This is a genomic window from Paenibacillus glycanilyticus (assembly GCF_023715145.1).
Lineage (GTDB): Bacteria > Bacillota > Bacilli > Paenibacillales > Paenibacillaceae > Pristimantibacillus > Pristimantibacillus glycanilyticus_A.
In genome coordinates, this window is the sequence record NZ_JAMBNP010000010.1 from 171,528 (window position 1) to 190,179 (window position 18,652).

Here is an 18,652-nt window from a genome sequence, read left to right on the forward strand (position 1 = left end):
GGAAATGGTTATGCTGTGAATAAAGAATCTTCCGAGAGGTGTGTACGAGAGCAGTGAATGGTGCTAATAACTTAACGCTTCATACCGATAAATATCAGATTAATATGATGTATGCCCATTGGAAGATGGGTACGGCAGAGGAAGGCGCCGTGTTCGAAGCGTTCTTTCGCAAGCTGCCGTTTGGCAATGGTTACGCGGTCTTCGCCGGGCTGGAGAGAATTGTGGAGTACATCCGTCATTTGTCCTTCGGGGAAGAGGAGCTTGCGTATCTGGCGGAGCAGGAGGAGGATTACGATCTGGCCTTCCTGGAGGTTCTCCGGCAATTCCGCTTCAAGGGAACGCTGCACGCCGTAGAAGAGGGCTCGCTGGTTTTCCCGAATGAACCGATTATCCGGGTGGAAGGAACGATCTTCGAGACGCAGCTGGTGGAGACGGCGATTCTGAACTTCATGAACTACCAGACGCTGATCGCAACCAAAGCCTCGCGGATCAAGCAGGTGGCGGCAGGCGATATTCTGCTGGAATTCGGGACGCGCCGGGCACAGGAAGCGGATGCGGCGGTCTGGGGAGCGCGTGCGGCTTATATTGCGGGCTTCCATGCGACGTCGAACATGCATGCCGGCATGATGTTTGGCATTCCGACGAAGGGAACGCATGCCCACTCCTGGGTGCAGGGGCATGAATCGGAGGAGGAGGCCTTCCTGGCGTATGCCAAAGCATTGCCCAACGGGGTGACGCTGTTAGTGGATACGTACGATACGCTGAAAAGCGGGGTGCCGAATGCGATTAAGGCAGCCCGTTACCTCGAGAGTATCGGCAAGCGCCTTGGCGGAATCCGGCTCGACAGCGGGGACCTTGCGTACCTGTCCAAGGAAGCCCGCAAGCTGCTTGATGCGGCGGGATTGCAGGATGCGAAGATCGTCGCTTCGAACGACCTGGACGAGACGCTGATCTTCAACCTGAAGGCGCAAGGCGCCAAGATCGATACGTGGGGTGTCGGCACGCAGCTTATTACGGCAGCCGATCAGCCATCGCTTGGCGGGGTGTACAAGCTGACCGCCCGCAAGTGCGGCGGGGATTACATACCGGTCATCAAGATCTCGGGCAATCCCGAGAAGGTATCCGCTCCCGGCAAGAAAGACTTGTACCGGATTATGAACAAGGCTACGGGGCTTGCCGAGGCGGATTATATGACCTTGCATGAGGGGACGGATATCCGGCAAGGCGGGCGTATCAAGCTGTTTGATCCGGTTCACCCGTATATTCATCGTTACATTAATGACTATGAAGCGGTGCCGCTGCTGAAGCCGATTGTGGTGGAAGGCGAGATCGTGTACAAGCTCCCGCCTCTCGAAGAGGTTCGCAGCTATCACGAGCGGCAACTCGGCCTATTTCGGCCGGAGCTGCTCCGCAAGCTGAACCCGGATCTGTATCCGGTTCATCTAAGCGAGCAGGCGTGGCAGCTGAAGATGGAGCTGATCAAGGCTCATCAGGAATAGTTGGCAGCATCGCCGTTTCATGCTGAATCCCCGCGCGAATTCATGTTGTTTGCGCGGTGTGGTTCATCGAGCAACTAGCTTGCCAGTCTGGACTATACTTTTTTTACAAACTCGGATTTTAATTTCATGGCACCAAATCCGTCAATTTTGCAATCAATATCGTGATCACCATCAACCAGGCGAATATTCTTTACTTTTGTGCCTATTTTAAGGACAGATGAACTCCCTTTAACTTTAAGATCTTTGATTATGGTCACGGTATCGCCATCGCTTAATACATTCCCATTAGAATCTTTGATCACCTTGTTATCTTCGCCTATCTCTGTTTCCGATTCTGTTGACCACTCGTAACTACACTCCGGGCAAATATACAATCCTCCGTCTTCGTACGTGTATTCCGAGTTGCATTGAGGACAATTTGGACATTCCGCCATCATTTTTATTCTCCTTTCGATTCAAGCTGTTTCATAGCCCTGGCGTTCTGACAAACCTGGATGCTGCCGATAATCGTTAAGCATTCGAGTTATTCAGATGATATTCGCGCAGTTCTTTTTGAAAACGTTGAAACGGACTAGATAAAACTTTAATGTTTCTTTCGATTTTGATTCGCTTTTTAGGATCTTTCTTGCAATCATTCAATCGGTCAATATTTTTGTCAATTTTCTCCCGGAGCGTGATGATGAATCCTATCGCTATGTGTTTTGTTGCTATCTCTTGTAGATCGGTCGATAGGGCTTCACTCAGATTTCGAATCCTCCGCATGTGTAACGGCTTCTCCACGAAAAAAAACTCTGGCGTGAAATCCTCGCGATAGTCTTGCCCAGGTACTTGTCTCCAAAAATCATTCCATTCCTTTAGGAGTCCTGTCTCATACAACAGGTATTTTAGAAATCCGCATAACCATGCCGTACAGCTTGTATTGCGTTTTTTACATCCAATTCCATTTGCAAGATGGTAACAACCATTACAACAGGAACCCCCATTCATGATACAGACCTTGCAAATCAAATCGGATCCGGCCTCATATAAAGCATCAACGCCAATCTTGATGGCCGTTTGTCTACTCATATTGTTTTCTAAAGAGGTTAAATCGTAAAGTGACTGAGAATTGGTCTGTGATTGGTCTTTAGGATTAAAGCTTGGCATTCGCCCTCACCTCTCACGCGAAAAATCAAATATTCAAAAATTTGAATATAAACAGCATTATAATGCAGATACATCCAAATAACAATTGATGCTCCGTTTATTCCTTAATCCACGAAGGATGATTTGAAATGTGTTATTCTATTCATATATTTAAAAGTCCAGCTATTAAGGAGCATGTGCTATGAACCAGCACCCAAATATTCAACAGTTTAAAGCCGACTTTTTTAAAGCGTTAGCTCACCCCATGAGAATTCGAATACTTGAGGTTCTAAGCGAAGGCGATAGGAACGTAAATGAATTACAACTTATTCTAGGCTCGGAAGGTTCTGCCGTTTCTCAGCAGCTGTCTGTCCTGCGAAATAGAAATGTTGTGAGTGGCATAAAGGATGGAACATCAGTGATATATTCATTAAGAGATCCGTTGATTAAGGAGTTGCTGATAGTTGCCAAGCAGATATTTGACAATCATCTCGTCGACGCTATTTCACTGCTTGAGGTCATTCGAAACGAGCAGTAATCCATAAAACAAGGGCATCCATGAGCCATTTAAAGGGAACCTTGTTTTTTCCTTTTTTAAATGCGTGTTTTGGGCGATCAACTCGGATTTTTGCGGTTGACATTGTCGATTGCCAGGAGTACATTTTAAATATTCAAATAATCAAATATATAAGAATAGAAGGTACTCATATGAAATGGACGGGAAGATATAAGGATTATCATGCATCCGCCTTTCGTAAGGATCTCATTTCGGGGCTAATAGTCGGAATTGTCGCCATTCCATTAGGGATGGCGTTTGCTATTGCCTCCGGAGTCAAGCCCGAGTATGGCATATATACTACTATCATTGCCGGTATTTTGATTTCTTTATTCGGAGGCTCCCGGTTTCAAATTGGCGGTCCTACCGGTGCCTTTATCCCGATTCTCTTCGCAATCGTCTTGCAGTATGGGTACGACAATTTATTGATTGCCGGATTGTTAGCAGGGATTATCCTTGTTTTCATGGGAGTATTCAAGCTTGGCGCATGGATTAAATTTATCCCTCGTCCCGTAACGATAGGATTTACCGCAGGGGTTGCTGTCATCATTTTCAGCGGTCAAATCGCCAATTTTCTTGGACTTACCGGTATTGAAAAGCATGAGAATTTTTTGCCTAACATGAAAGAAATCGCGGTTCATCTAGCAACCTTTAATGTCTACAGCGTCGTTACTGCAGGAACTTGTTTGGCGGCTATTCTGCTTTCGCAGAGATTTCTACCCAAGATCCCTGGTTCATTAGTCGGGCTTGCGGTGTCAAGCGTTATCGCAACCTTGTTCTTCAAAGGACATGTCGCAACGATTGGCTCTTCATTCGGAGTTATCTCGAGCGCGCTTCCCCAATTGCATTTCCCTGAAATAACTTGGGATCGAATAATTACATTGATTCAACCTGCGCTTATTATTGCGATGTTAGGGAGTATTGAGTCCTTGCTATCGGCAGTTGTAGCCGATGGAATGACCGGCACTCGACATAACAGCAACCGTGAGCTAATTGGGCAAGGCATTGCGAACATCGTGACACCTCTCTTTGGAGGAATCCCGGCGACTGGTGCTATTGCACGAACAGCAACCAACATTAAGAACGGGGCTGTATCGCCGCTTTCCGGCATCATGCATGGTATTGTCGTTTTACTTGTACTCCTTTTGTTTGCTCCATATGCTTCTAATATCCCGCTTGCCAGCATGGCTCCCATTCTGATGTTGGTTGCGTGGAATATGAGTGAGCGCAAAGAATTTACTCATGTTCTAAAATCGAAAACAAGCGATTCAATTGTGCTGCTGATCACCTTTTTGCTAACCGTACTCACGAACCTGACAACAGCTGTTGAGGTCGGCTTAATTTTATCTATACTTCTGTTCGTTAAGCGAATGAGCGCATTATTGCTGGTAACCAAAGTACTACCCGATTTAACTGACAAACACGAAAAGGTGAAAGCGTACATGGTTAGCGAAGGGCATGATTGTCCTCAAATCAGCATGATCACCGTTGAAGGACCATTGTTCTTTGGAACCGCCAATATATTAGAAAAGTCAATTATCGACACGATCCACCTCAAACCCAAAGTTTTGATATTGCGTATGTCGAAAGTACCCTACATGGATACGACCGGCGAATCCAAGCTGGCTCAATTGGTCAAAGAAATCGAGATATTGGGCGGGATTGTTCTTTTTTCGGGAATTCAACTACAAACTATGGAAGTATTGAAGAAAACGGGGCTGTATTCGCATATTGGAGCCGATCACTTTTTTGAGAATACGGGCGAGGCAATTGATTACGCATTAGTTCGTCTGGACCTCAACAAATGCATGGGCTGTAAACATTTTGCATTTCGCGAGTGCGAGACCATGTCGAATAGAAGTTCGACTAGAATGTTAGAGCAACATTTGTAATGGATTCAGGGATACTCCATTCTGTCAGCCATGCGAGAAGCGCTGGCGGTATTTGCGAGGGGAGATGCCCTCGTACTTGGCGAAGCAGGAGGTGAAGTAGGCGGCGGAGTTGAAGCCGACCTCTTCGGCCACCCTTGCGATCGTGTAGTTCGTCTGCAGGATCAGCAGCTTCGACTGCTGGATGCGGAAGCGCAGCAGGAAGTCGAACGGCGAGCAGCCAAACTCCTTCTGCATGCATCTGGCGATGTAGACCGGATGGAAGTTAATGCTCTCGCCAAGCTCCTGCGCCGTAATATCCTCGCGGTAATGCTTCCTGAGGTAGGAGGCGGCAAGCTCCGCGCAATGCGCGGTTGGCGTAGAGCCCTGCATCTCGATGGAGGCGGACAGCTGCTCGATAATCTCCTGGAACAGCACCTGCTGCTTCCAGCTGACGCTGCTCAGATGATTGCCGTGCCCCAGCTCCATCAGCTGCTGGATCTGCTCCACGATCTTGGCCGGCTGCAGCAGCCGGGTATATTGCGGAACCTGCTTAATGAAGGTTTGCGTAGTGAAGATTTGGGGATTTAAGCCATGCGGCTCCCTGCCCTGAATAATGCGCGGAGCATATTCCTCGGAAGCCGCCCATCGTCCCGTTGTCTGGAAGTGAACCCAGTAATAGGCGGAGGGCTCTTCGCATTCTTTTGTCGCGTAATGATGATTGTCCGGCCCCAGGATCAGAGCCTCGCCAGCGCGCGCCTCGAACGTGGCATCGCCTTCCCCCATATAGAGACAGCCCTCCGTAACGACAAGCAGATCGAATACGCCAATCCGGTAACGGCTGGGATGCTTGAACCCGGCAGAAGCTTTGGTATAGCCCGATGCAATATAATGAGGAAGTGGCGGGACAGTAAAGTGAAACAACGTCATGGAAGCACCTTTTCATCCCCGTCATGGAGGTTTGAATTTTGAAAGTTTCGGTTGTAAAACTGATACAATATCCGAAGTATAGCATCTATAATATGAAATTGACATCACTATTATAGAGGCGTATTGGGTTGCCGTTTACCATCAGCATCGGCTGCAGCATGTGTACGCACGGGAGGATTATAAAATGCAAAAGCGCGAACGAAACAAGTTTTCGCTATGGATGCTTGCATGGCCGATATTTATTGAATTATTCCTGCAATTTCTGTTGGGGGCAGCCGATACGCTGCAGGTCAGCCGGATCTCCGATGATGCGGTTGCCGTCGTTGGTTTCTCGACCCAGCTGTTCAGCGCCTTAATGACCCTATTCATGACCGTGGCGAGCGGGGCGGGCATTCTCATCGCGCAGCGAATTGGTTCCCAGAGACAAGAGGATGCCAGAACAATCGCCATTATGTCCGTAAAAATCAGCGCAATCATTGGACTTGTGATCAGCGTGCCGTTATATCTATTCCCCGGTCAGATTGCTTCCGCGTTCCAGCTGCCGGATGAACTCATGTCGCTTGCCAAGACTTACATCTCTATTGTAGGCGGCGGGATGGTGCTGGTTGCGGTGATGGCCGCGCTCAGCAACGCGATTCGGAATACGGGCAATACGAAGGGCCCGATGTATACGGCCATTGGCATGAACATCATTCATGTCGGGATGAACTATGCGTTTATTTTCGGCAAATTCGGCTTCCCGGAGTGGGGGCTTAGAGGGGTCGCGATCTCGACGGACATCAGCCGCCTGCTTGCGGTCATCGTGCTCCTGATGATGTTCCTTGGCGCCTTCGAGCGTCAGATTACCCTCCGTGACTTCAAGCTGTACGATAACAAGCTGTTTAAGGAGATTCTGAAGATTGGCTGGCCGCTTGGCATTAATATGTCCTGCTGGGTCTTCTCTCAACTGCTCATCTACACGTACATCGCGAGGCTTGGCGCGATTGAGCTGTCGGCGCGTACGTATATGAATACATTGGAATCGTTCTGCTTCATGCTTGGTTATTCCCTGGCGCTTGCGCTTCAGATTCAGATCGCTCATCTGTACGGGGCGGGCAAGGTGCAGGATGCTTACAAGAACTCTTACCGTGCCTTATGGATCGGACTTGCGATCGTGACGGTGAACGCGCTGGTGCTGTATCTGATCGGCGGGAAAATCCTGAAGATCTTTACGGATAATCCGGAGATTATCGCGATGGGCGTATCGCTGCTTGGCATGAACCTGCTGCTGCAGCCGGGCAAAATGCTGAACATGGGTCTTGGCAATGCGCTGAACGCCGTTGGCGACACTCGCTTTGTAATGTGGACCTCGGTTACTTCCATGACCTTGATCGCTACGGTTCTTTCTTATATATTTGGTATAACTTTGGGTTGGGGACTCGTCGGTATTTATGCGTGCATGATCCTTGACGAATATATTCGCGGCTTATGGGTGCTCAGGCGCTGGAGACAGAAGAAGTTCATGGAGAAGGGCCGGGGCACGGCGGCTCCCAGCACGCATAGCGGCGGCAGCAAAAGCGCTTCATTAGAAGCGTAATAGACAGACAGATAGCAGATGGGGGTTATACGATTTATGTTAATTATGAATGAGAAGATAAAAGCAGCCGAGGTTCGCCTTACGGGTCTCGACGGAGAGCCGCTTGGGATCGTCTCGCGCGATGAGGCGCTTCAGATGGCGAAGCAGCTGAAGGTGGATCTCGTCTGCGAATCGTTGATGAGCAGTCCGCCGCCCTGCAAGCTGATTGTCCGCGGCGGCGCGAAGCAGCAGGCCAGCCAGCAGAAGCGGGCGGATAAGCTTCAAGGCCAGCCGGCGAAGGTGAAGGAGCTGCGGCTTGGCGTGGACATCGAGCAGCATGATTATGAGACGAAGCAGCGCCAGGTGGTGAAGCTTCTTGAGTCGGGCAACGCGGTTCAGCTGGTTATCCGCATTCAGGGCAAAGAGGGGCCGAAGGCGAAGGAGCTTCTGGAACAGCTTCTGACTGACCTGAGGCCATACGGCACGAAGCAGTCCGGCATTCAGCTCAGCGGCAAGCAGGCGGCCGTTCAAGTGAACCCGATTTAATTGACAGTCTTGCCCATCCCATATATGATAATGGTTATCAACTAGCGTAAATGGCAGCGTCGTTCATAGGTTGAACGGCCTGCGTTTTGCTGTGAAATATAAGCCTGGTATATAGGAAACTTATACGACTTATATTTTTTAGAAAAAAGGAGAACGAAATGCTTAAGAAGTTTTTTGCATACTATAGGCCTTATCGTAAATTGTTCCTGCTCGACTTCTGTTGCGCGGTTATCCTGGCTGTTCTGGAATTATGCTTCCCGCTCGCCGTCAGTCATGTTATCGATACGCTTCTTCCGGAAGGGAATCTGAAGTATATCATTGGCGCCTGCGCGATTCTGCTAGCGGTCTACCTGCTTAATACGTTCCTGTCCTTTGTTGTAACGTATTGGGGACATATGCTTGGGATTAATATTGAGACGGATATGCGCAAGAAGCTGTTCGAGCATGTTCAGAAGCTGAGCTTCCGTTTCTTCGACAATACGAAGACCGGCCATCTGATCTCTCGTATGACGAACGATTTGTTCGAGATCGGGGAAGTCGCGCATCATGGTCCGGAGGATATGTTCATTGCCGTGATGACCCTGATTGGCGCGTTTGGCATAATGGCGTACATTAACTTGCCGCTTACGGTGATGACGTTCATCGTCGTGCCGGTTATTATTCTGCTGGTGCTCTATTTCAACGGGAAAATGACAAAGGCTGCAGACCGCCTCTTCGGCGATATGGCGGACTTCAACGCCCGCGTAGAGGATACGGTTGGCGGTATCCGCGTCGTTCAAGCCTTCTCGAACGAGAAGCATGAGAGCAAGCTGTTCGAACACAACAACAGCCGGTTCCGTCTGGCGAAGCTGATCTCTTACAAAATCATCGGGATGAACTCGTCCATCACCTACATGCTGATGAGACTCGTAACGCTGTTCGTCTTGCTTGCCGGGACATGGTTCGTTATTAACGGCGATCTGCAATACGGGGAATTCGTTGCGTTTGTCCTGATGACGAATATTTTCTTCAAGCCCATTGAGAAGATTAATGCCGTTATTGAAAGCTATCCGCGCGGTATCGCGGGCTTCCGCCGGTATGTGGAGCTGCTCGAGACCGAGCCGGACGTAGCGGATGCTCCAAATGCAAAGGACGTTGACCGTCTGCACGGCAATATTGAATACCGCAATGTGACGTTTGGTTATGAAGGCGAAGCGACGGTGCTCGAGAATATCAGCTTGTCGATCAAGGCGGGCGAGACCGTAGCCTTCGTAGGTCCATCCGGCGCCGGCAAGACAACGCTCTGCAGTCTGCTTCCGCGCTTCTATGAAGTCAGCGGAGGCGGAATCTCGGTCGACGGCCACGACATTCGCGATCTGAAGCTCGAATCGCTCCGCAAGCAGATCGGTATCGTACAGCAGGATGTATTCCTGTTCGCCGGTACCATCCGCGAGAACATTGCTTACGGCAAGCTTGGCGCATCGGATGAGGATATTATGCAGGCCGCGCGCCGCGCAAGACTGGAAGAGTTCATTCAGTCCCAGCCTGACGGACTCGACACCGTCGTTGGGGAGCGGGGCGTGAAGCTGTCCGGCGGCCAGAAGCAGCGGATGGCGATTGCCCGCATGTTCCTCAAGAACCCGCCGATCCTTATCCTGGACGAGGCGACCTCGGCTCTTGATACCGAGACCGAGCAGGCGATTCAGCAGTCGCTCGCCGAGCTGTCCCAAGGCAGGACCACGCTTGTTATCGCGCATCGCCTGGCGACCATTAAGAACGCTGACCGCATCGTGGTCGTGACGGAGAACGGCATTACCGAGCAAGGCCGCCATGAGGAGCTTGTCGCAACGGGAGGCATCTACAGCCGCCTGCATCAAGCGCAATTTGGAGCGGTATAAGAAAGATACGAGAGGGCTTGCCTGCGGGCAGGCTCTTTTTTTTGTCCGCACGGTTTGGCGAAGGTTGGGAGAAAGAGGCCTTCCACCCACAACTCATGCATTGACGGACCGGACACAAGCATAGTACATTGGTCACAGTTAACAAAATGTTAGGGCAAGAGATAGAGAGGAGAGGGCATATTGTCGGCAACAGCTGTAAAAGAATTATCCCCGCTTGTAGCGGCTCTTGATTTGAAGCCTCATGTGGAGGGCGGATGGTACAAAGAGATTTGGAAGGCGAGCTTCGAAATTCCGCAGGAGGTGCTGGGCGAGCCGTATTCCGGACCGCGCTTTGCGGCGTCTTCGATTTATTTCCTGCTTCATCCCGGCGAGGAGTCGGATTGGCATACGGTTCTCTCGGATGAACTGTGGCTATGGCATTCCGGCAGCCCGCTATTGCTGACCCTGGGCGGTACGGAAGAGGACCCGGAGGTGCGCGAAGAGATTATTGTAGGCGGCGACGTTGCGAATGGCCAGCATCCGCAGGCGCTTGTTCCGGCAAGGGAATGGCAGAAGGCGCGTCCGCTGGGCGATGAGCCGGTTCTTGTATCTTGCATCGTAGCACCGGGCTTCCATTACGATGACTTCAAATTGATCGAACGTAAATTTTAATGAGACCCGCTGAAAAGCTCTGGACGAAAAACTTCCTCCTGCTGGCGCTCTCTAACCTGTTCTTGTTCTTCGCAATCGAAATGCTGCTCCCTACGCTTCCGCTCTTCGCCGACGAGCAGGGGGGAAGCGGGTCGCAGATCGGCTTGCTGCTTGGAATCTTTACGTTCTCGGCCGTTGTATCCCGCCTTCTGATCGGAATCGGGCTAAGACGGTTCGGGAAGCAGAAGCTGCTCCTGATCGGCGTGGCGATCTGTCTAGTTGGCATGGCCGGCTATTACGCCGCCGCTTCGATCTCTGCCTTGTTGGCGCTGCGCATAGTGCACGGCTTTGGCTTCGGCATTGCGACAGCTCTGTACGGAACATTGGTATCGGACGCTATCCCTGCCGCACGCCGCGGGGAAGGGATGGGGTACTTTGCGATGGGCAACGCGGTCTCCTTCTCGATCGGACCGATGCTTGGGTTATGGCTCTTGGAGCAATACGATTATGCCGGCTTGTTCGGAGCGGGAGTGATCTTCCTTGCCATCACGCTGGTACTGACCTTGCTCGTGCGGCCATCCCGTGCTCAAGCGGTAGAGATTGCCGCAGCGGAAGCGGCTGCCGCGGCAGAGCTTCATGCGGCAGGAGGGAAGCCATCGCCTTGGGCCGAGATTATCGAGCCGAAGGTATTGGTGCCTTCCATTCTTGGCTCGCTTGTTGGCTTTGCCTTCGGCGGCATGCTCAGCTTCGTGACCTTGTTCAGCAAGGACATTGGCATTGAGCAGACGGGTTACTTCTTCCTCGTCGTGGCGATCAGCGAGGTGCTGATCCGGTTCATAAGCGGTCCATTGTTCGACCGGAAGGGACCGTTCTGGGTATTGTTCCCCACGGCGATCCTATGTATAATCGGCTGCGTTATCTTGTACTATACCGATTCGATGGCGATGCTGCTGCTCGCCGGCGTGTTCTACGGCGCTGGCTTTGGCGCGATGTTCCCCGCCCTTCAGGCATGGGTCATCAACCTGGTACAGCCGGAACGCCGCGGTGTGGCAACGGCAACCTACTACAACTTCTTCGATATCGGCATCGGGCTGGGTTCGATTCTGCTCGGGGTTCTAGTGTCGATGACGAATTACACGACCATGTTCCTGTTGTCGGGTATCTTATATGTGATTTATCTGGCTGTGTACTTCGTGTACCTGCGCCGCCAGCGCGCGCGGGCGCAAGGGTAATGGAAAAAGGCGGTGCCTCGGGCATCGCCTTTTGTGTTTGTGTTGGCTAGTACGTTGGATTCCGTCCAACGTACTATTGCTCCGTGGCCGGCTGCAGCTCGCTACATTGGATTTCCTCCAGTAACTTTCGCTGACAGGAGCAACATCCAGCCTAATTTAACTGATTTTGCTGGATGAAATCCAATGTAGCTTAAGTTAGTGGTCTGTGGAGCGCCAATTTGCTGGATGTAATCCAACGTAGAAGGAGAGTGCAATTATCCTTCCTGCTATGCGCCACAGATTGACGTTGTTGGCGTTGCATGAAATGCAGGATATTAGCACCAAATAGGCGGCGCTGAAGAGATATGCTGTACGGATTGCATGATATCCTGCGCAATAATCCGCAATATTCCATTTGTATCCGAATATCCTGTATTTCGTGCAGGATAATGCGGACTACGGACGTCAAACGCTCCATTATGCTGTATGGCGTGCGGCGTATGCGGCTGCCGACAAGCCGAGCAAAGCAAAGGGCTGTTCCCGCGGGAGCAGCCCTTTTGTCTGCCTGCTAAGCAGCAGCGGGCAGCTTGATTTTCTGACCTGGATAGATCAGGTTCGGATTCTTGATATGGTTCAGGTCCTGAAGCTTCTGCCAGGTCGTGTTATGCTTCTTGGCGATTGCCCACAGGGTGTCGCCTGTCTTCACCACATAGACAGCGGGCTTCGCTGGTTCAGGTTTTACTGGAGGCTTTGGTTGTTCTGGCTTTGGATCCGGTTTTGGCTGCTCCGGCTTCGGATCTGGCTTAGGCTGAACAACAACGGGAGTAGCTCCAGCCGTAATGCGGCCTTCTACCTTCGGATTAGCCGTACCAAGCTTGGCAATATAGGCGATCAGCGCCTCGTCAAGCGATCCGTACATGCCGGCTTGCGGGTAAGGGCTGAACATCGTGTATTCGTCGCCGCCAGCGGCCATGAAGTCATTAGTCGCAAGCAGATAGTCGGCCTTCTCGTTCAGCGCTTTGCCGCCGACCGTGACGGAGTGAACGCGCTGGCCTTTTGGCTTCGCGGTATCGATCTTGAATGTGATGCCGGATACCTGCGGGAAGCCGCCTTTCGAATTCGGATAATCGGATACGCCGGTCTCAAGAGCCGCTTTGATGTCGGCGCCTTTGACCTTCAGCGATACGATCTGATTGCCGAACGGCAATACGGTAATGATCTCGCCTTTCGTAATAGTGCCCGCATCGATGGAGGAGCGGATGCCTCCGCCGTTCGTGATCGCTGCATCGGCACCGGCTGCATCCCGGATCGCGTCGGCAACCAGATTGCCGAGATTGGTCTCGCTGGTGCGGACCTGATCGCGTTCGCCGTCCAGCTTCACGCTGGCCGTGCCTACTTCTTCAGCCAGAATGGCTTCCTGGCTCTTCTGGATAGAGGCTACGAAATCCGCGATTTCGGCGTTTGGCGCGATAATTGCCGTTGTATCCTTGCTCTCGAGCTTCGCTTCCTTCTTCACGACCTTGCCGCCGTCTACCCACAGATCCACAACTCCGAGGTACTTCGTATATTCGCCGGCACTTGCGATCAAGGTGTTATGGTCGGCCTTCAGGCCATGCTCCAGCACCGTATGGCTGTGCCCGTCGATAAAGACGTCGATGCCGTCAACGGCTTTGACAATCTTGAGGCTTGTGTCGACGCTTGAGGCGTCTTGGCCGATATGACCCAGCGCCACGATAACGTCGGTTTTGTCCTCAAGCTCGTCCACAATAGCTTGAGCTTCCTTGGTTGGATCGGCGAAGTTAAGGCCTTCTACATTTTTCGGATGCGTCTTATAAGCAGTTTCCGGTGTCGTCAGGCCGAATATTCCGACCTTCACGCCGTCAACCTCCTTGATGATATAAGGCTTAAATAAGGACGAATTGTCTTTGGCGACCTTAACGTTAGCGCTGAGGACCGGGAATTTCATCATGGATTCGAGTTCGAGGAGACGCTCGTATCCGTAATTGAATTCATGGTTGCCGGGCGTAAAAGCGTCATAGCCCATCTTGTTCATGACCTGAACAACGCTTTCCCCGCTCACTAGGGTGGCAAAGGTTGTCCCGTGCACCGCATCGCCTGCATCAAGCAGCAGCGTGTTTGGATTCGCCTTGCGGTAGCTGTCAATAATGCCGGCAAGCTTCGCATAGCCCATTTCTCCTGAAGTGCCCTCCACGGCGCGCGCATGGGTATCATTGGTATGCAGAAGCGTGATATGCTTGGCGGAAGCGGGCACTGGCGTATCCTCCGCTGCGGCGGCCGTCGAGGCGGAAGCGGCAAGCACCGAGACGGCAAGCAGCATGGACGCAGCCCACTTCGTTTTTCTAAGCTTGGTAAGCATCGTATCCCTCCACTGATTATTTTTCGTCTAACGCCTGTACGTATTCGTTGCTTTGACAGAGATCTCCTTTCAATCCCTTGTAAATTATCTGAAAATTTAGCAAATTAGTCCTGAAGTCCTTTCCGCTCGTCTTATTATCCAATGTTTCGACAACAGGCTTCTTTGTTTTGTGCACAAAAGAAAGGATGTGACTTTGAACATATGTCCAAATTCGGCGTTAGTCATTTCGGGTTATTGCCCTTGCGGGAAGGGGCACGTATAATAGTCGTGAAATATTGTCACATTATAATGAACATATTCTCATACCAAGGCAGCTCTGCGAGAGGGGAAGACGCATGGAGGAGCTAAGCGATAAGCGGTTGAAAATGATTGAGGCGGCCCGTATGTATTACGAGCTCGACTATAATCAGCAGGAAATAGCGAAAAAGCTGGGCGTATCTCGCCCGACGGTATCTCGTTTTCTGCAGCAGGCGAAGGAAGACGGGATCGTGCAGATTCGCATTATGGATCCGGCCTCCGATAACAAGGAACGCGCCCGCATGCTCAAGGAACGGTTTGGCCTGAAGGAAGCGATTGTTGCTTCCGTACCGAAGTACGAGGACGCCATGGTCAAGAAGGTCATCGGCGAGGCCGCGGCTAATTTTCTGAATGAGACGGTGGAGGATGGCGATACCATTGCCGTCACTTGGGGAACAACCTTATATGAGGTAGCAACCCGCCTGCCGAACAAGCATGCGAAGAAGGTCAAGGTTGTGCAGCTGAACGGCGGAGTGAGCCATTCCGAGACGAATACGTATGCCTACGAGATTGCGCAGCTGTTCGCGAAGGCTTATCAGACGTCGCCGTATTTGATTCCGCTGCCGGCCATTGTTGACCACGCGGTTGTGAAGCATGCGATCGAAGCGGACAGGCATATCCGCAAAATCCTCGATATGGGCAAGCAGGCGAATATCGCGGTCTTTACGGTAGGGGCACCAACGGAGGATTCGGTGCTGATCCGCGCGAACTATTTTTCCGATGAGGATTTGGGCATTATTTTATCGCGAGGCGTTGGCGACATTTGTTCCCGGATTATCGATATTAACGGGGAGCTGTGCAGCGAGGAGCTGGATTTGCGAACGATCGGCATTGACCTGGGCGAGTTGAAGAAGAAGGAATGGTCCGTTCTTGTAGCGGGAGGTCCAAGCAAGGTCGAAGCGATCTATGGCGCATTAAACGGCCAGTACACGAATACGTTAATCACGGACCAGATTACCGCGCAGCATTTGCTGGACTACAAAGCATAATAGACTAGAGAAGAATATACTGGAGGACTGGATTATGAGTAATAAACATTTGTCGGCGGAAGAGATTGCCGCTGCCATTGACCATACTGTATTGAAGGCGGAAGCCACTACAGAGGAAATTATCAAAGTGTGCAAGGAAGCTAAGCAGTACCATTTTGCAACGGTATGCGTGAATCCGGGTTATGTCGCGCTTGCGGCGAAGGAGCTTGCGGGCTCCGGCGTGGGCATTACGACAGTGGCGGGCTTCCCGCTTGGAGCTACGACAACCTTTACCAAGGCGGCTGAAGCGAAGGACGCGATTGCGAACGGCGCAACGGAAGTCGACATGGTGATTAACGTTGGTCTGATCAAGTCGGGCGACTACGAAGGCGTTAAGCGGGATGTGGAAGGCGTTGTTGAGGCTTGCAAAGGCAAAGCCGTCGTGAAGGTCATTCTGGAGACGGGCCTGCTCACGGACGAAGAGAAGGTTCGCGCCTGCGAGATCTGCAAGGAAGCGGGAGCGGACTTCGTGAAGACGTCGACGGGCTTTGGCAAAGGCGGAGCTACGGTGGAAGATATCGCGCTGATGCGCCGCACGGTTGGCCCTGACATGGGAGTGAAAGCTTCCGGAGGCGTGCGTGACCTGGAGACCGCTGTGAAAATGCTCGAAGCCGGCGCAACCCGGATTGGCGCAAGCTCAAGCGTAGCGATTGTAACCGGCGGTAAAGGCGAAGGTTATTAATAGGCAATGGAGAAGGGGCGGCCGGATTCGGTCGTCCCTTCATTTGGGATTGACCCTTTGCGGAAGGGCAAGTTATCATTAAGGTAGTCGAAGGCCGGCTCGCTGAGCTGGTTTTTTTATTTGAGGTTGTTTGAGTTGAGGATGAGGTACCGGATCGGGCGGACCCGATCGGACGTTATCATAGATTGATTGAGGTGGCTTATGAGCAGTATCACTTCCTGGCGGGAGCAGTGGACGAGTAACGTAAGGGTGAATGTACTGGCCGGCATAACGGCAACGCTGGCGCTTGTGCCGGATTCCCTTGCTTTCTCGTTTATGGCTGGCGTTCCGCCGGTTGTAGGCATTTATGCTTCGATTTGTATTTTGCTAGTCATTACGTTCTTGGGCGGCAGGCCGGGCATGATCTCGGCTGCCGCGGGCTCGATGGCCGTGCTTATGCTGACGCTGGTGAAGGAGCATGGCATCGAGTATTTGTTTGCGGCAACGGTGCTGACCGGCGTTATTCAGCTCCTGATGGGCGTGTTCAAGCTTGGGAAGCTAATGCGATTTGTTCCTTCAGGCGTGCTGACCGGCTTCATTAACGCGCTGGCGATTATGATCTTCTTGTCGCAGCTGCGGTATTTCAAAGGCGAGTCCTGGGTCATGTACGTGCTGGTTGCCGTAACCCTTGGCATCATCTATCTGGTGCCGCGATTCTTCAAGGCGATTCCGTCGCCGCTGATCGCGGTAGTGGTGCTGACGCTTGCGGTATGGGCGTTTGGCATGGGGGATGTCACCCGAATCGGCGATATCGCCAAGATTGATGCTTCGCTGCCGTCATTCCTGCTGCCGGATATTCCGTTTAGCTGGGAGACGCTCTGGATCATCCTCCCGTACTCGTTATCGCTTGCGGTTGTTGGGTACACGGAGACGATGCTTACGCATAACCTGCTTGATGAGATGACCGGGGAGAAGACGGATAAGAACCGGGAGATGAAAGGGCAGGGAATTGCCAACATCGTGGCTGGATTTTTCGGCGGGATGGCTGGCTGCGCGCTTGTGGCGGAGTCCGTGCTGAATGTGAAAATGGGCGGGAAGAACCGCTTGTCCACCTTGGTGGCCGCGCTGTTCCTGCTCCTCCTGGTTGTGCTGCTCGGCGATTTGCTGTCGCTGGTGCCGATGGCCGCGCTGGTGGGCATTATGCTGATGGTCTGCATCGCGATATTCGACTGGAGCTCCGTGTTCCGCATGAACCGTCTGCCGCTTGGCGAGACCGTGGTTATGGCGGTGACGGTTGGTGCCGTCTTGCTGACGCATGACCTGGCGGTTGGGGTTATCGCCGGCGTGTTCGTGAGCTTTATCTGGTTCGCGGTAGAAGCCTCCAAAGTGCAAATTCACGACGAATGGAACGGTTCAACCCGGACTTACCGCGTGCAGGGTCAGCTGTTCTTCGCCTCCGCCTCCGAGCTGGAGGAGCGGATCGAGCATGACTGCGCGGCCGAGGAGGTCCGCATCGACCTCACCGGCACCAAAGTGTGGGATCATACGGCGAACCTCGCCGTCCGCAAGACGGTCGACCGGCTGCAGAAGAACGGCAAGCAAGTGACTGTTGTTGGCGTGTAGAAAGGCTGGATTGGAGAAAAGGCAGCCCTTTGGAATTCCTTTGTGGCGGCCTTTTTTGTTCGGTTAGGCAGGCTGTCAGCTTTCAAGTAGAACGTCCAGCGGTTGGTAGTGGTTCAGCCACTTGCCGGGTACATAACCGGGATCTTGCGTATATACGTTTCTTAGAAGCCGCGTAATCGATTGTGCCTGATCTTCAATCAGAATCTCCTTGATCTCCGAAGGCTTTGTGGGGACGGCATGGTCCGTTCGATGGCCAAAATCGGCAAGGGAAACAAACATGTCCGGGCTTTTCTTATAGCCGCAGTTATGCGGAAAGCGGGGGGAGCTGCCCGAGTCGTATTTGGAGAACCGGACCGATTGCTGGTGCTCTCGCAGCAGCGCGCTTGCATCCAGCTCTAAGACCGCAAACGGCTCGGCGGGCTCTCGCTTCATGTAGGTGGTCAGCATCTTGAGGCAATCCCTTCTGGTTGGCCAGAGGAAGACATGCCTGTCGATAAAAGCCCGGAACTCCTCGACCGTACAGCCCGGCTCCATAACGGCCTCGGGAATGCGAAGATGCGCATTTACCGTAACGGTCGCTCCATTGTAAGTTACTTCCTCTCTGGCAGCCCGGCGCTCGCCAGCAGACTCCGGCAGCAGATGATGGCTGGACCAAATAGCGTCAAAGCGAACGATGCTTTGCAAATTGCTTGCTCGAGTAAAGTGATATGCCGACCTTCTGCCGATTGATTTCGTGATGAGAGCAATGTTATGTTCTATATCCGTCATGAGTCGCCACCTTCTGATTAGACCGCTTCCCGTATTATGAAGCATTTTCTTGCTAGGATATACCTCGATCTATTGGATGAAAAGCCTGAAAAGGCAGGATG

16 protein-coding genes are annotated in these 18,652 nt (G+C 52.0%); 11 read left to right on the forward strand and 5 right to left on the reverse strand.

Annotated elements, in window-relative coordinates:
- Window positions 1-53 precede the first annotated feature (53 nt).
- Window positions 54-1,499, forward strand: a complete 1,446-nt coding sequence (locus M3194_RS23760) for a nicotinate phosphoribosyltransferase (RefSeq protein ID WP_311291840.1) — start codon at window positions 54-56, stop codon at window positions 1,497-1,499.
- A gap of 92 nt (window positions 1,500-1,591) precedes the next feature.
- Here the strand turns inward: M3194_RS23760 and M3194_RS23765 are convergent, their stop codons facing one another.
- Both M3194_RS23765 and M3194_RS23770 read right to left on the reverse strand, forming a co-directional pair.
- On the reverse strand, window positions 1,592-1,933 hold the full coding sequence (locus M3194_RS23765; protein WP_251656628.1) for a zinc ribbon domain-containing protein YjdM: 342 nt from the start codon (window positions 1,931-1,933) through the stop codon (window positions 1,592-1,594).
- Window positions 1,934-2,009: 76 nt separating this feature from the next.
- Window positions 2,010-2,645, reverse strand: a complete 636-nt coding sequence (locus M3194_RS23770; protein WP_251656570.1) for a hypothetical protein — start codon at window positions 2,643-2,645, stop codon at window positions 2,010-2,012.
- Window positions 2,646-2,826: 181 nt separating this feature from the next.
- Between M3194_RS23770 and M3194_RS23775 the strand changes: the two genes are divergently transcribed.
- Both M3194_RS23775 and M3194_RS23780 read left to right on the forward strand, forming a co-directional pair.
- Window positions 2,827-3,162, forward strand: coding sequence for an ArsR/SmtB family transcription factor (locus tag M3194_RS23775; protein ID WP_251656571.1), 336 nt, complete (start codon window positions 2,827-2,829; stop codon window positions 3,160-3,162).
- A 170-nt stretch (window positions 3,163-3,332) separates the two neighbouring features.
- Entirely contained in the window at window positions 3,333-5,072 is a 1,740-nt protein-coding gene (locus M3194_RS23780) for a SulP family inorganic anion transporter (RefSeq protein ID WP_251656572.1), read from the forward strand.
- Window positions 5,073-5,096: 24 nt separating this feature from the next.
- Here the strand turns inward: M3194_RS23780 and M3194_RS23785 are convergent, their stop codons facing one another.
- The gene (locus tag M3194_RS23785) at window positions 5,097-5,978 is read right to left on the reverse strand and encodes an AraC family transcriptional regulator (RefSeq protein ID WP_251656573.1); all 882 of its coding nucleotides are present in this window, start codon (window positions 5,976-5,978) and stop codon (window positions 5,097-5,099) included.
- A gap of 184 nt (window positions 5,979-6,162) precedes the next feature.
- Between M3194_RS23785 and M3194_RS23790 the strand changes: the two genes are divergently transcribed.
- The 5 genes from M3194_RS23790 (at window position 6,163) to M3194_RS23810 (ending at window position 11,818) form a co-directional block, all read left to right on the forward strand.
- Window positions 6,163-7,554 carry an MATE family efflux transporter gene (locus tag M3194_RS23790; RefSeq protein ID WP_251656574.1) on the forward strand — a complete coding sequence of 464 codons (1,392 nt, stop codon included), beginning with the start codon at window positions 6,163-6,165 and terminating at the stop codon, window positions 7,552-7,554.
- Window positions 7,555-7,590: 36 nt separating this feature from the next.
- Window positions 7,591-8,079: a translation initiation factor IF-3 gene (infC, locus tag M3194_RS23795; protein ID WP_251656575.1), complete on the forward strand. Its 489-nt coding sequence runs from the start codon at window positions 7,591-7,593 to the stop codon at window positions 8,077-8,079.
- A 158-nt stretch (window positions 8,080-8,237) separates the two neighbouring features.
- Window positions 8,238-9,956 carry an ABC transporter ATP-binding protein gene (locus tag M3194_RS23800; protein WP_251656576.1) on the forward strand — a complete coding sequence of 573 codons (1,719 nt, stop codon included), beginning with the start codon at window positions 8,238-8,240 and terminating at the stop codon, window positions 9,954-9,956.
- A gap of 180 nt (window positions 9,957-10,136) precedes the next feature.
- Window positions 10,137-10,607, forward strand: a complete 471-nt coding sequence (locus M3194_RS23805; protein ID WP_251656577.1) for a cupin domain-containing protein — start codon at window positions 10,137-10,139, stop codon at window positions 10,605-10,607.
- Window positions 10,607-11,818, forward strand: coding sequence for an MFS transporter (locus M3194_RS23810; RefSeq protein ID WP_251656578.1), 1,212 nt, complete (start codon window positions 10,607-10,609; stop codon window positions 11,816-11,818). Before M3194_RS23805 ends, M3194_RS23810 begins: the two co-directional genes overlap by 1 nt.
- A gap of 547 nt (window positions 11,819-12,365) precedes the next feature.
- Here the strand turns inward: M3194_RS23810 and M3194_RS23815 are convergent.
- The gene (locus M3194_RS23815; protein ID WP_251656579.1) at window positions 12,366-14,174 is read right to left on the reverse strand and encodes a 5'-nucleotidase C-terminal domain-containing protein; all 1,809 of its coding nucleotides are present in this window, start codon (window positions 14,172-14,174) and stop codon (window positions 12,366-12,368) included.
- Between the two features lie 335 nt (window positions 14,175-14,509).
- On the opposite strand from M3194_RS23815, the gene M3194_RS23820 reads away from it, so the two are divergent.
- From M3194_RS23820 to M3194_RS23830, 3 genes are all read left to right on the forward strand, one after another.
- Entirely contained in the window at window positions 14,510-15,460 is a 951-nt protein-coding gene (locus M3194_RS23820; RefSeq protein ID WP_251656580.1) for a sugar-binding transcriptional regulator, read from the forward strand.
- A 34-nt stretch (window positions 15,461-15,494) separates the two neighbouring features.
- Window positions 15,495-16,181 (forward strand): deoxyribose-phosphate aldolase, encoded by a 687-nt coding sequence (gene deoC / locus M3194_RS23825; RefSeq protein ID WP_251656581.1) that lies wholly within the window; start codon window positions 15,495-15,497, stop codon window positions 16,179-16,181.
- A 201-nt stretch (window positions 16,182-16,382) separates the two neighbouring features.
- Window positions 16,383-17,783: a SulP family inorganic anion transporter gene (locus tag M3194_RS23830; protein WP_251656582.1), complete on the forward strand. Its 1,401-nt coding sequence runs from the start codon at window positions 16,383-16,385 to the stop codon at window positions 17,781-17,783.
- 75 nt (window positions 17,784-17,858) lie between these two features.
- Here the strand turns inward: M3194_RS23830 and M3194_RS23835 are convergent, their stop codons facing one another.
- Complete coding sequence (locus M3194_RS23835) at window positions 17,859-18,551, reverse strand: DUF7002 family protein (protein ID WP_251656583.1); 693 nt, start codon at window positions 18,549-18,551, stop codon at window positions 17,859-17,861.
- Between the last annotated feature and the right edge of the window lie 101 nt (window positions 18,552-18,652).

What these genes read in the sequence shown, in the direction of transcription:
- M3194_RS23790 (WP_251656574.1), top strand. Translation starts at nt 6,163, where the DNA reads ATGCAAAAGCGCGAACGAAACAAGTTTTCGCTATGGATGCTTGCATGG.
- infC (WP_251656575.1), top strand. Translation starts at nt 7,591, where the DNA reads ATGTTAATTATGAATGAGAAGATAAAAGCAGCCGAGGTTCGCCTTACG.
- M3194_RS23820 (WP_251656580.1), top strand. Translation starts at nt 14,510, where the DNA reads ATGGAGGAGCTAAGCGATAAGCGGTTGAAAATGATTGAGGCGGCCCGT.
- M3194_RS23775 (WP_251656571.1), top strand. Translation starts at nt 2,827, where the DNA reads ATGAACCAGCACCCAAATATTCAACAGTTTAAAGCCGACTTTTTTAAA.
- M3194_RS23815 (WP_251656579.1), bottom strand. Translation starts at nt 14,174, where the DNA reads ATGCTTACCAAGCTTAGAAAAACGAAGTGGGCTGCGTCCATGCTGCTT.
- M3194_RS23765 (WP_251656628.1), bottom strand. Translation starts at nt 1,933, where the DNA reads ATGGCGGAATGTCCAAATTGTCCTCAATGCAACTCGGAATACACGTAC.
- M3194_RS23785 (WP_251656573.1), bottom strand. Translation starts at nt 5,978, where the DNA reads ATGACGTTGTTTCACTTTACTGTCCCGCCACTTCCTCATTATATTGCA.
- M3194_RS23780 (WP_251656572.1), top strand. Translation starts at nt 3,333, where the DNA reads ATGAAATGGACGGGAAGATATAAGGATTATCATGCATCCGCCTTTCGT.
- M3194_RS23835 (WP_251656583.1), bottom strand. Translation starts at nt 18,551, where the DNA reads ATGACGGATATAGAACATAACATTGCTCTCATCACGAAATCAATCGGC.
- M3194_RS23810 (WP_251656578.1), top strand. Translation starts at nt 10,607, where the DNA reads ATGAGACCCGCTGAAAAGCTCTGGACGAAAAACTTCCTCCTGCTGGCG.
- M3194_RS23830 (WP_251656582.1), top strand. Translation starts at nt 16,383, where the DNA reads ATGAGCAGTATCACTTCCTGGCGGGAGCAGTGGACGAGTAACGTAAGG.
- deoC (WP_251656581.1), top strand. Translation starts at nt 15,495, where the DNA reads ATGAGTAATAAACATTTGTCGGCGGAAGAGATTGCCGCTGCCATTGAC.
- M3194_RS23800 (WP_251656576.1), top strand. Translation starts at nt 8,238, where the DNA reads ATGCTTAAGAAGTTTTTTGCATACTATAGGCCTTATCGTAAATTGTTC.
- M3194_RS23770 (WP_251656570.1), bottom strand. Translation starts at nt 2,645, where the DNA reads ATGCCAAGCTTTAATCCTAAAGACCAATCACAGACCAATTCTCAGTCA.